Source organism: Synechococcus sp. Minos11 (genome assembly GCF_014279855.1).
Taxonomy (GTDB): domain Bacteria; phylum Cyanobacteriota; class Cyanobacteriia; order PCC-6307; family Cyanobiaceae; genus RCC307.
The window spans coordinates 408,856-420,405 of sequence record NZ_CP047953.1 but is presented as its reverse complement, the minus strand read 5'-3'; the positions used below and the strand labels follow the sequence as shown (position 1 = coordinate 420,405).

The window sequence follows — 11,550 nt, the reverse complement described above, 5'->3', positions numbered from 1 at the left end:
TCAGCGATCGGCAAGGAGCAGGCCTAGGGGGCAAGGATCTCAGGCACAACCACCTGTCCCTGACGCAGGACGCGCCAACCATCGCTCTGCCAGCTCACCACGGTGCTGGCCTGCCCAGAGCCGGGCAACCAAGGCTCTGGCGCCAAGCGACTCACCTCGGGGAAGCAGTGCGCCAGCTCAGCTGCCCTGCGGCAAGCGGGCTCACCGGAGCGGTTGGCACTGCTGGTGGCCAGCGGCCCACTGCAGCGCAGCAATTGCAAGGCCGCCTCACAGGCGGGCACCCGCAAGCCAAGACTGCAGCCGCCTTCTGGGTTGAGGGCCTCCACCACCGGCCCGCGGGCCGGTAGCACCAGCGTGAGCGCCCCGGGCCAACCCAGCTCGGCCAGGCGCTGCCAGCCAGCGGGGGGCGCTTGGCCCAAGCAAGGGAGCAGCTGCTCCACAGAGGCCCCCATCAAGATCAAGGGCTTATCGGCAGGTCGCTGCTTCAACTGCCAGATCGCCTGGGCAGCAGATGGAATCGCGGCCAATGCCGGCAAGGTGTCGGTGGGAAACAGGGCCGGCTCCCCCTGTTGCAACCGCTGCGCCAGCACCTGGAACCCTTCCGCCGTCATGGGTTGGAGCGGCGCGCCACCGCAAAACGCATTTGCCCCTCCAGATCCCTCTCCTGACGGCGCTCCTGCAGGCCGGCAGCGCCCAAGAGCTCAGCCACCGCAGCAGCTTGATCGTGATGGTGCTCAAGCACCAACCATCCCCCCGGGGCCAGCATTTGCGGGGCTGCCTCGATGATCAAACGCAAGGCATCCAAGCCATCGCTGCCTCCATCCAACGCCAAGCGCGGCTCGTGATCGCGCACCACAGGCTCCAGGCCATCCACCACGGCACTGGGGATATAGGGAGGATTGCTCACCACCAGATCCAACTGGCCCGCCAGAGGCTGCAAGGGCTGCCACCACAGCCCCTCACACCACTGCACCGCAGCGCTTTGAAGCAGTCCAAGCGCTGCTGCGTTGCGCCGGGCCACAGCCAAGGCCTCGCGGCTGCAGTCGACAGCCCAGCCGCAGCTGCTGGGCCAATGCCGCGCCAAGGCCACAGCGAGACAACCTGAGCCCGTGCCGAGATCCGCCCAGCGCTGGGGTGCTTCGGAAGCTTCAAAACAGCCCATCGCCAGCTCCACCAACAGCTCGGTTTCCTGACGGGGGATCAGCACCGCTGGGCTGACTTCCAGCTCAAAATCCCGCCAGGGACAACGCCCCACCAGATGCTGCAAGGGCACCTGCTGCCGGCAGTGCTGCTGCCAGATCTGCTCCAGCCGCTGTAGCGAACAATCCAGCTGCACAGGGGCTTCAGGGTGGAGATAGCTGGCTTGAAGCTCACGCCACAGCAGACCTGCTTCCAGCTCCAGCAACCAATCCAGCGCGGCCGCTTGATCCTGCTGGCCCAGCAATTGCTCACGCCGCCAGAGCTGCAACTCGGAGCCGCTGAGGCAAGTCATGGCTGCTAGGCCACAGGCAAATCAATCTCAGTGTGACGCGGACGCCAGCACAACCCAGGCAGAGCTTCAATCCAGCCCTGCTGCTCATGGTGCAGCAGTTGCTGCGCCAAGGCTCCTGGGGAGAGGTGCAATCGCCGTTGCAGCGCCTCAAAACTGGCTCCCGAACCCAAGGCGCTCAGCAGCGGTGATGGGTCTGGCCGCTGCGGCAGCGCCAGCGGCTGCAACGGACCTGGGCCCAAGGCCTCCACAAGTTGAGTGGGATCGAGGAGGGCGGTCGCCCCTTGGTTGAGCCAGCCATTGCTGCCAGCAGCCGATGCGCGATCACTATCAGCCGGCACCACCCAAAGCGGCCGCTGCAGCGACCAGGCGATCTGGGCCGCCAAGAGGGCACCACTGCGCTGCGGGCACTCCACCAACACCACGGCTTGGGCCATCGCCACCAACAAGCGATTCCTTTTGGCAAACGCGCCCCGCAATCCAGGAGCCCCTGGCGCTTGCTCGGAGATCAACAAACCCCGCCTACCCACCTGGCTTTGAAGCCGCTGGTGATGGCGCGGATAGACCCGCTCCAGCGAGGTGCCCAGTACGGCAATGGGCGTGCCCCCAGCCTCTAAACAGCCCTGGTGGGCCTGAGCATCAACGCCTTCCGCCAGCCCACTGATCACCGGCCAGCCCGCAGCAGCCAGGGCAACGCCCAACTGCTGCGCCCAGCGGCAGCCATAGGGAGAAGCCCGGCGGCTACCAATCACGGCAATGGCCTGCTGGCGGCGCAGCAACGGCCATAGCGCGCCGCGGCCGCCCCAAAACAGCGCTGCGGGCGGCTGCGGCAGCGCTGTTAGGGCCGGTGGCATGGCTAAATCGCTGGGCAGCAACACCTTGGGCGGCACTGGCAAGGGCAGCGCTGCAGCCCGCTGCTGCAGCTGATCACGGCCTGCCAGCAGCGACGGCCCCACGCCTGGCAACGCCAACAGCTGCTCAGCAGGCGCCCACCACGCCGCTTGCAAGCTGCCAAAGGCCTGCTCCAGCTGCTTGATCCGGCTGATCCCAACACCAGGGACCTGAAGCCAGGTCCACCACCAACTCCTGCGCCCAACAATCGCCAAGCTATTAGTTCATTTGTATTATCAGCCTGCCACAGGGCCCGCCGCCAACTGCTTCAACGCCGCCTCCAGCTCTGGCGGGCGCTGGCGTTGCAGCCGTCCGCGCCGGCGATCCACCAGCGCCAAGGTGACGACCGCCTCAGCAGCCACAGCCCCATCGCCCTGGATGAAGCGCGTCAGCAACGGCAGGCGCACACCGCTGTGGGGCTGCAACCAGCTGTGCAACTCCACCGCTTCTCCATGGGCCAACGCCTGCAGATAGCGGATCTGCAAATCGACCACCATCAATTCCAACCCCTGGGCCGAAAGCTCGGCATAGGCCAAACCGGCCTCGGCCAAGGCCAGAACCCTCGCCTCCTCAAGCCAGGCCACATAGGACCCATGCCAAAGCACCCCGGCATGGTCGGTGTCTTGCGGCAGCACCTGTTTGCGACAGACCCACGGCAAGCGCGTTACATCCCCAGCCATTCCCTAGCCCAGCTCAATTGCTCGCCATAGGCTGCCGCTACGAGCTCCAGACACTGATGTTCCGCAACCTGTTGATCGCCGACTCTGGCAAGGGGCATGTGGAAGAAATGATTCGCATGCTCCGCGATATCCCCGGTTTTGCCAGCACGCGGCTCAACCTGTTGCACGTGGTCTCCGACCAAAACAGCAGCAACCTTCAGGAGCATTGGAAAGAGGGTGGCGCCCTGCTGGCCGAAGCCGTTCAACGGCTTGGCCTCAACCCCGGTGAGGTGAACACGATCTTGCGCCAGGGCGATACCAAACAAACCGTGCTCAAGGTCGCCGACGAACTCGATGCCGACCTGATCGTGATGGGGTCACGCGGCCTTGGCCGGCTGCAATCGATCTTGGCCAACAGCACCAGCCAATACGTCTTCCAACTCTCGACGCGCCCAATGCTGCTGGTGCGCGACGACCTCTATGTGCGCCACATCAATCGTTTGATGGTGGGCATTGACGGCACCGGCGTCGGCGATGACGCCCTCAAGCTGGCTTGCGAGCTCGCCAAGAGCATTCCCGGCTGCGTGCTCCATGGCGTTCACGTCAGCCACCACGACCTGGCTCCGTCCCGCAGCGGCAACAGCCCTAGTGACAGCCTGCTGGAAAAAGCCAAACAGCGGGCCCGCCAATTCGGCGTGGACTTGCAAACGGTGCACCGGACTGGAGATATCGCCAGGGGGCTGTGCGCAGCCGCCGAAGAGCTCAATGCCGACTTGGTGGTGATCGCCTCCCAAGACCGGCGCCCTCTGGTCGCGCGCGGCTTGGTCGATCTCGACCGTTTGCTCGGTGGATCCGTCAGTGATTTTGTGCGGGTGCATGCTCCCGCCCCGGTGTTGCTGGTACGGGAACCGGAATCCCGCTAACGCCAGCCCAGATCAACCTTCTCGGCTGTTGGTCTGGATGTAAAGGATGATCAAAAAGATGGCGGGAACCAACACGAACAGCAAGGTGGCCACAAAGCCGAGATCGTTGGTTTCCATGACCACTGGAGGAGACCCCGGGAGGGTATCACCGCCGTTGGGGACTCCTCAGCCTGGGTTCACAGCTCGTCGCTCTCAGCCCCGCTGTCCACCTCATCGTCAGCACCCTCTTCGGGCTCGGGGTCGGGCTCAGGCATCCGGCCCTCAGGCAATGGCTCGGCTTGGGCTGCAGCAATCGCTTGTTTTTGCGCGTCGCGGCCAGCCTGCGGACGCGTGAGCACCGCCACCGATTCCTGCACCAAGGCCTGACAAGCCAAACGCCACGACTCCGGGCGACGCCGCAACTTCTGCTGCTCGACCGGCGTCAGTGGCGTTAACGCGCCCTCTTTGCGCTCGGCCACCACTTCAACAAAGCAGGTGATGCATTGGCCGCAGCCGCCGCAGTTGCCCAGCCGCCCCTTCAATCCATAGAGCTCAACACCTTCTTGAAGGGCCAACTCCCGCAAATTGGCTCCAGGAGGACACAACACCTCTCGCCCCTCCCGCACAAACCGCACCACCGGCATGGGCCGCTCCCAAAGACGCTGCATTCTGCAGGCGGGAGTTTGCGTTTTGTGACACCAAGAGGCAATCAGCCCTCCGATCCAGGGGCAGATGACTGTTTCCCTTTGAAACCTCAAACCGCTCTGCGGCTGAAACCCCTTACGATCATGCGACCTCTGCACTCGCTGCGGAGCTTCCGTCTCGTTTTACTGCGCCGAACCCATGGGATTGCCCTGGTACAGGGTTCATACCGTTGTCATCAACGACCCGGGCCGCCTTCTGGCTGTGCACCTGATGCACACCGCCCTGGTTGCCGGCTGGGCCGGCTCGATGGCTCTGTATGAGCTCGCCATTTTTGACCCCTCAGACGCTGTCCTGAACCCCATGTGGCGTCAGGGCATGTTCGTGATGCCCTTCATGGCCCGCCTGGGCGTGACCGATAGCTGGGGTGGCTGGAGCATCACCGGGGCCACCGGCGTGGAACCGGGTTTCTGGAGCTTCGAAGGCGTTGCTGCCGCCCACATCGTGTTCAGTGGCCTGCTGTTCCTAGCGGCCATTTGGCATTGGACCTATTGGGACCTGGAGATCTGGCAAGACCCCCGCACGGGTGAGCCTGCCCTCGACCTGCCCAAGATCTTTGGTATTCACCTGCTGCTCGCCGGCCTGGGCTGCTTTGGCTTTGGCGCTTTCCACTTGACCGGTGTCTTTGGCCCGGGCATGTGGGTCAGTGACCCGTACGGCATTACTGGCCACCTCGAGAAGGTTCAACCCGCTTGGGGCCCAGAAGGGTTTAACCCCTTCAACCCCGGTGGAATCGTTGCCCACCACATCGCTGCTGGCATCGTCGGCATCATTGCGGGCATCTTCCACATCACCACCCGCCCGCCTGAGCGTCTCTACAAGGCTCTGCGCATGGGCAACATTGAGACGGTGCTCGCCAGCGCCATCGCTGCTGTGTTCTTTGCCGCCTTCATCGTGGCCGGAACCATGTGGTACGGAGCTGCTGCAACTCCGATCGAACTGTTTGGCCCCACCCGTTACCAATGGGACCAGGACTACTTCAAGCAAGAGATTGCACGCCGCGCCCAGGGCGCGATCGCCGAAGGCGCCTCAGCTGAGGAGGCTTACGCCGCGATCCCTGAAAAGCTCGCCTTCTACGACTACGTCGGCAACAGCCCCGCCAAGGGCGGCCTGTTCCGTGTTGGTCCGATGGTGAACGGCGATGGTCTGCCGACCGGCTGGATTGGCCACATTGCTTTCACGGACAAAGACGGCCGTGATCTGCAGGTGCGCCGCCTGCCCAACTTCTTCGAGAACTTCCCTGTGGTGCTCGAAGACAAGGACGGCATCGTTCGCGCTGACATCCCCTTCCGCCGCGCCGAAGCGAAGTACTCCTTCGAACAAACCGGCGTCACCGCGACTGTTTATGGCGGCGAGCTGGCAGGACAAACCTTCACTGACCCCGCTGATGTGAAGCGTTTGGCCCGGAAAGCCCAGCTGGGTGAAGCCTTCAACTTCGACCGCGAGACCTACAACTCCGACGGCACCTTCCGCAGCTCACCGCGCGGCTGGTTCACCTTCGGCCACGCCACCTTCGCCCTGCTGTTCTTCTTCGGCCACATCTGGCACGGTGCTCGCACCCTCTACCGCGATGTGTTCGCCGGAATTGACCCCGACCTCGGCGAACAGGTTGAATTCGGCCTGTTCCAAAAGCTCGGAGACAAATCCACCCGTCGTCTGCCGGAGGGCTACGTGCCCCCCGCTGGTACACCCCTCAGCTGACCCTTCCGGAGGAAATAACCGATGGAAAGCTTTGCTTACATCCTCATCCTTGCCTTCTCAATTGGCACTTTGTTCTTTGCCATCGCCTTGAGGGATCCCCCCAAGATCGGCAAGTGACCCCTTCAAACCCCCGCTTCGGCGGGGGTTTTTTCGTCTCAGGGCTGCGATGCACGAGCGCCAGTCTCATGGCCTTGAAAGGAAGCCGGCCCAGGCTCGGGCGAGACCCATGGCAGGCCAGGGCTTCTCAAAGGGCGACAGGCTGACTACACTCTGACAGCGGTAAATAGCCAGCCTTTGCAGTGTCCGTCCTGCCAACACACCGACAGTCGGGTGCTCGAATCACGGGCAGCTGATTCAGGGAAGAGTGTGCGCCGGCGCCGCGAATGTCTGAATTGTGAGTTTCGGTTCACCACCTATGAGCGGGTGGAAACCATGACCATCACCGTGGTCAAACGCAGCGGCACCAGGGAGACATTCAGCCGCAGCAAATTGTTGACGGGCCTGGTTCGCGCTTGCGAAAAAACGGGGCTGGAAACCAATCGCCTCGAGCTGCTCGTTGAAGAGATCGAGCTGCAACTTCAGCAGCGCAACCAAAAAGAAATCACCAGCCAGCAGTTGGGTGATTTGGTGCTCGAAGAACTCGGCGACCTCAGCGAGGTGGCCTATGTCCGTTTTGCTTCGGTCTACGGCAAATTCAGCGGCATCAGTGACTTCATCACCACGCTGGATGCCTTACGGCAACGCAATCAGGTCAAGCGCCAACTCGCGAAGATCAGCTGATAGCGTGGTCGATCGACGTGTGGCTTCGGCGGAGCTGATCGCGTCAACCATTCCATTCGCCCTGCTGCTTGGCAGGCCGCCGCACCTCCTCCATGACCGTGACCCCCTCCTCTTCTGAGTCCAGCGCTGTAGAGCAGCCGGAACTGGAGAGCACCGCAACTGAGCAGGCAGAGAACCTGCTGGATGTGGAGCAAAGCCTTGATGCCATGGCCCAGGACATGGCTGATGACATCCCTGAGGAGGTGCCTAGTGCTGATGACGGCCAGCGCACTCCCAGTGCCAACAACGAAGACGTTGGCTTCACGCTGGAGGACTTCACATCCCTTCTCAGCAAGTACGACTATCACTTCAAACCCGGTGACGTTGTTAACGGCACCGTGTTCAACCTGGAGCCCAAAGGTGCTCTGATCGACATCGGCGCCAAGACGGCCGCCTTCATGCCTCTGCCCGAGGTGTCGATCAACCGGGTTGAAACCCTCGAAGACGTTCTCGAGCCGGGCGAAACCCGCGAGTTCTTCATCCTCAGCGAGGAGAACGAGGACGGGCAGCTCTCCCTGTCCATCCGCCGCATCGAATACCAGCGCGCCTGGGAGCGGGTGCGTCAGCTGCAGAAAGAAGACGCCACGATCTACAGCGAGGTGTTTGCCACCAACCGTGGTGGTGCCCTGGTGCGGGTCGAAGGCCTGCGGGGCTTCATCCCTGGCAGCCACATCAGCACCCGCAAGCCCAAAGAGGAGCTGGTGGCTGAATTCCTGCCTCTGAAGTTCCTTGAGGTGGACGAAGAGCGCAACCGTCTTGTGCTCAGCCATCGCCGCGCCTTGGTGGAGCGCAAGATGAATCGCCTCGAAGTGGGCGAAGTGGTGCTGGGTACGGTCCGCGGCATCAAGCCTTACGGCGCCTTCATCGACATCGGCGGTGTCAGTGGTCTGCTGCACATCTCCGAGATCAGCCACGAGCACATCGAGACGCCCCACAGCGTTCTCAACGTGAACGATCAGATGAAGGTGATGATCATCGACCTCGACGCCGAACGCGGCCGCATCTCCCTCTCCACCAAGGCCCTTGAGCCGGAGCCGGGCGACATGCTCACCGACCCCCAGAAGGTGTTCGACAACGCCGAGGAAATGGCCGCTCGCTACAAGCAAATGCTGATGGAGCAGGCCGACGAAGACGGCATGGACATGGAGATGAGCTGATTCAGCTCCCCACCACCGAGGCAGTGCTGTTCGACAAGGACGGCACCCTCTGCCGCAGTGATGGTTTCCTCAGCGCCCTGGCCCAGGCCAGGGCGCTTTGTTGTGCAGAGCTCAGCGGCGATCCCGGCATCACCGAACCGTTGCTGCTGGCCTACGGGCTGCGCAACGGTCAGCTTGATCCCAGCGGCAGTACCGCCGTCGCCAGCCGCCACGACAACCTGATCAGCACCGCCACGGTGCTTGCTGCCGCTGGCCATAGCTGGGGGCAAGCCCGCCAATGGGCCCAAGCGGCGCTTGATCAAGCCGATGCCCAGCTGGCGGGCAGCAAAGCCCTATGCACCCCGCCCCTGCCCGGACTCAAGCCAGTGCTTGAGCGCTGGCACCGGCAAGGACTCAAGCTCGCTGTAATCAGCAGCGATCTGGGCCCCAGCCTGGAAGCATTTCTGCAAACCCATGGCCTGCGCCATCTCTTCTGCGCCGTCCATGGCGCTGAGCGCAGCCCCCGCAAGCCCGATCCAGCTGCGGCCCTGGCGCTATGCCAAGAGCTTGGTGTCGAGCCCCAGCGCTGCGGCTTGATTGGAGATGCAGCCGATGATCTGGCCATGGCCCAGGGGGCTGGATTGGCCTGGAGCCTGGCCTTCACAGGCGGCTGGTCGGTGCCCTTCAAGCTGGAGGGCAGTCATGGCTCATTTGCGAATTGGGCCCAAAGCCCAGAGCTGTAATCTGCTGGCCCCCAGCGGCTATGCATGTCCCGGTACGTCTTTACTTCTGAGTCCGTCACAGAGGGACATCCCGACAAGATCTGCGATCAGGTCAGTGATGCCGTGCTCGACGCGCTGCTGGCGCAGGATCCAGCCAGCCGCGTGGCTTGCGAAACGGTGGTCAACACAGGGCTCTGCATCATCACCGGCGAAGTCACCACCACAGCGCGCGTGGACTTCAACACCCTGGTGCGCGGTGTGATCGCCGATATCGGATACAGCAGTGCCAAAGCGGGTGGTTTTGACGCCAACAGCTGCGCTGTGTTGGTGGCCCTGGACCAACAATCGCCTGACATTGCCCAGGGCGTGGATGAGGCCGATGACCATGCCGGCGACCCCCTCGACAAGGTGGGCGCGGGCGATCAGGGCATCATGTTTGGCTACGCCTGTGACGAGACCCCAGAACTAATGCCCCTGCCGATCAGCCTGGCGCACCGCCTGGCCCGGCGTTTGGCTGAAGTGCGTCACAACGGCACTCTTGGCTATCTGCTGCCTGATGGCAAAACCCAGGTGAGCGTCGTCTATGAAGACGACCAACCGGTGGCCATCGACACGATCTTGATCTCCACGCAGCACATTGCTGAGATCGATGGCATCAGTGATGAGAAGGGCCTGCGGGAGCGCATCTCCGCAGATCTCTGGACCCACGTGGTGGAGCCAGCCACCGCTGATCTGAGCCTCAAGCCCAGCAAGGACACCACCAAATACCTGGTGAACCCCACCGGCAAATTTGTGGTGGGTGGTCCCCAGGGCGATGCCGGCCTGACCGGCCGCAAGATCATCGTTGACACCTACGGCGGCTACGCGCGCCACGGCGGTGGCGCCTTCTCCGGCAAAGACCCCACCAAAGTGGACCGCTCCGCGGCCTATGCCGCCCGCTTTGTGGCCAAAGCCTTAGTGGCCGCCGGCCTGGCCCGTAAAGCCGAGGTGCAACTCAGCTACGCAATCGGCGTGGCCAAGCCCGTCAGCATCCTGGTGGAGAGTTTCGGCACCAGCAGCCATAGCAACGACGAGCTCACCGAGCTGGTCAACGCCAATTTCGATCTGCGCCCCGGCGCCATCATCGAAAACTTCAAGCTGCGCAACCTGCCTCAACAGCGGGGAGGAAACTTCTACCGCGAAGTGGCGGCCTACGGCCACTTCGGCCGCAGCGACCTGAACCTGCCCTGGGAAGACGTGAGCGTGATTGCCGCCAAGCTCAAGGGCTAAGGCCTTGCTGGGCTGCGGCATTGATCTGGGGACCAGCGGCTGCCGCCTGGCCCTGGTCGATGCCACTGGGCCCATCCAGCAACTCAGCTGCCCCTATCCAGGAGCTTTTCGTCAAGCTGAAAGCTGGCGCCTGGGCGTTCAGCAGCTTTTCGCCCAACTCGAAGAAGAGCAGCGCCAGCAAATCGGCGCGATTGCTATCGATGGCACCTCCGGCACCCTGTTGGCTTGCAGACCAACCGGAGAGCCCTTGGCTCCAGCGCTGGCCTACAACGACGCCTGCCCTGAGCAGGCCCAGCAAACCCGCGAACTGGTGCCCAATGGCGGAAGTGCCGGCAGCAGTAGCGGCAGTGTGGCCCGCAGTTTGCGGCTGCTTGAGCAGCTGAATGAGCAGCCCGGCAGCGAGCTGCTGCTGCGCCATCAAGCCGATTGGCTGATGGGATGGCTCCTGGGGAATTGGAGCTTGGGGGAAGAAGGCAACAACCTGCGGCTGGGCTGGGATCTACGGAGCAACCAATGGACTGGCGGGATCGCCTGCAGCAGCTGGGCAGGCGCCCTTCCAGCGGTGATCCCCAGTGGCCAGCTGGTGGGCCTGATTGGGAATGCAGCCGCAGCCGAACTCCAGCTGCCAGTGAGCTGCCAGATCGTTAGCGGCACAACCGATGCCAACGCCGCTGTGCTGGCGGCTGAGCCTCAAGAGGGCGATGGCATCGCAGTGCTTGGCACCACCTTGGTGCTGAAGCAATTTGCGCCTCAGCCCCTGAGCGGCCCGGGCATCAACAACCACCGCATCGCCGGCCGCTGGCTGGTGGGCGGCGCCTCCAATGCCGGCGGCGGGGTGTTGCGGCAGTTCTTCAGCCAGGAGCAACTGGAGGAGCTCAGCCGCCAAATCAACCCAGAGCGCTCCACAGGTCTCAGCCTGCGTCCGCTGCCGCACAAGGGTGAGCGGTTCCCCATCGATGATCCCGAGCTAGAGCCGGTGCTGGAGCCGCGGCCAGTGAGTGATGCGCTGTATCTGCAGGCGCTATTGGAGGGGCTCAGCAACATTGAGCGCCAGGGCTGGCAGCGCCTAGAGGAGCTGGGGGCTCCGAGGGTGCAGCGGGTATTGAGCGTTGGCGGCGGCGCCAACAATCCCCAGTGGCGCGCCCTGCGCCAAAAGCTGCTCATCAAGCCCGTTCTCAACCGCAGCAAGGCCAGTCCAGCCGCCGCCATGGCGCTGCTCGCTAGACAGACGGCCACACTGGGACAGTCCAGTGGCTGAAG

14 protein-coding genes are annotated in these 11,550 nt (G+C 63.3%); 8 read left to right on the top strand and 6 right to left on the bottom strand.

Annotated elements, in window-relative coordinates:
- Positions 1-23 precede the first annotated feature (23 nt).
- The 4 genes from SynMINOS11_RS02210 to SynMINOS11_RS02195 are packed head-to-tail and all read right to left on the bottom strand — an operon-like array spanning position 24 to position 3,060.
- Positions 24-611, bottom strand: a complete 588-nt coding sequence (locus SynMINOS11_RS02210) for an L-threonylcarbamoyladenylate synthase (RefSeq protein ID WP_186549569.1) — start codon at positions 609-611, stop codon at positions 24-26.
- Entirely contained in the window at positions 608-1,492 is an 885-nt protein-coding gene (prmC, locus tag SynMINOS11_RS02205) for a peptide chain release factor N(5)-glutamine methyltransferase (RefSeq protein WP_186549567.1), read from the bottom strand. The genes SynMINOS11_RS02210 and prmC overlap by 4 nt, the downstream gene beginning before the upstream one ends.
- A 5-nt stretch (positions 1,493-1,497) precedes the next feature.
- Positions 1,498-2,595 (bottom strand): DNA-processing protein DprA, encoded by a 1,098-nt coding sequence (locus tag SynMINOS11_RS02200; protein WP_255445452.1) that lies wholly within the window; start codon positions 2,593-2,595, stop codon positions 1,498-1,500.
- Positions 2,596-2,616: 21 nt separating this feature from the next.
- A complete protein-coding gene (locus tag SynMINOS11_RS02195; RefSeq protein WP_186549565.1) occupies positions 2,617-3,060 on the bottom strand; it encodes an acyl-CoA thioesterase in 444 nt (147 codons plus the stop codon).
- Positions 3,061-3,116: 56 nt separating this feature from the next.
- On the opposite strand from SynMINOS11_RS02195, the gene SynMINOS11_RS02190 reads away from it, so the two are divergent.
- Positions 3,117-3,962: a universal stress protein gene (locus SynMINOS11_RS02190; protein ID WP_186549563.1), complete on the top strand. Its 846-nt coding sequence runs from the start codon at positions 3,117-3,119 to the stop codon at positions 3,960-3,962.
- Positions 3,963-3,974: 12 nt separating this feature from the next.
- Here SynMINOS11_RS02190 and psbM read toward each other — a convergent pair whose 3' ends face one another.
- Together psbM and SynMINOS11_RS02180 are read right to left on the bottom strand one after the other, a co-directional pair.
- Positions 3,975-4,079 carry a photosystem II reaction center protein PsbM gene (gene psbM / locus SynMINOS11_RS02185; protein WP_043736515.1) on the bottom strand — a complete coding sequence of 35 codons (105 nt, stop codon included), beginning with the start codon at positions 4,077-4,079 and terminating at the stop codon, positions 3,975-3,977.
- 59 nt (positions 4,080-4,138) lie between these two features.
- Positions 4,139-4,585 (bottom strand): 2Fe-2S iron-sulfur cluster-binding protein, encoded by a 447-nt coding sequence (locus SynMINOS11_RS02180; RefSeq protein WP_186550633.1) that lies wholly within the window; start codon positions 4,583-4,585, stop codon positions 4,139-4,141.
- 199 nt (positions 4,586-4,784) lie between these two features.
- On the opposite strand from SynMINOS11_RS02180, the gene psbB reads away from it, so the two are divergent.
- From psbB to SynMINOS11_RS02145, 7 genes are all read left to right on the top strand, one after another.
- Positions 4,785-6,344, top strand: a complete 1,560-nt coding sequence (psbB, locus tag SynMINOS11_RS02175; protein ID WP_186549561.1) for a photosystem II chlorophyll-binding protein CP47 — start codon at positions 4,785-4,787, stop codon at positions 6,342-6,344.
- Positions 6,345-6,365: 21 nt separating this feature from the next.
- Positions 6,366-6,461 carry a photosystem II reaction center protein T gene (locus SynMINOS11_RS02170; RefSeq protein ID WP_011934835.1) on the top strand — a complete coding sequence of 32 codons (96 nt, stop codon included), beginning with the start codon at positions 6,366-6,368 and terminating at the stop codon, positions 6,459-6,461.
- A 177-nt stretch (positions 6,462-6,638) separates the two neighbouring features.
- The gene (gene nrdR, locus SynMINOS11_RS02165; protein WP_011934834.1) at positions 6,639-7,124 is read left to right on the top strand and encodes a transcriptional regulator NrdR; all 486 of its coding nucleotides are present in this window, start codon (positions 6,639-6,641) and stop codon (positions 7,122-7,124) included.
- Between the two features lie 92 nt (positions 7,125-7,216).
- Positions 7,217-8,320 carry a 30S ribosomal protein S1 gene (locus SynMINOS11_RS02160; protein ID WP_011934833.1) on the top strand — a complete coding sequence of 368 codons (1,104 nt, stop codon included), beginning with the start codon at positions 7,217-7,219 and terminating at the stop codon, positions 8,318-8,320.
- 23 nt (positions 8,321-8,343) lie between these two features.
- A complete protein-coding gene (locus SynMINOS11_RS02155) occupies positions 8,344-9,042 on the top strand; it encodes an HAD family hydrolase (RefSeq protein ID WP_186549559.1) in 699 nt (232 codons plus the stop codon).
- 24 nt (positions 9,043-9,066) lie between these two features.
- The gene (metK, locus tag SynMINOS11_RS02150; protein ID WP_011934831.1) at positions 9,067-10,290 is read left to right on the top strand and encodes a methionine adenosyltransferase; all 1,224 of its coding nucleotides are present in this window, start codon (positions 9,067-9,069) and stop codon (positions 10,288-10,290) included.
- Positions 10,268-11,548 (top strand): FGGY-family carbohydrate kinase, encoded by a 1,281-nt coding sequence (locus SynMINOS11_RS02145; RefSeq protein WP_186549558.1) that lies wholly within the window; start codon positions 10,268-10,270, stop codon positions 11,546-11,548. Before metK ends, SynMINOS11_RS02145 begins: the two co-directional genes overlap by 23 nt.
- Positions 11,549-11,550: the final 2 nt, after the last annotated feature.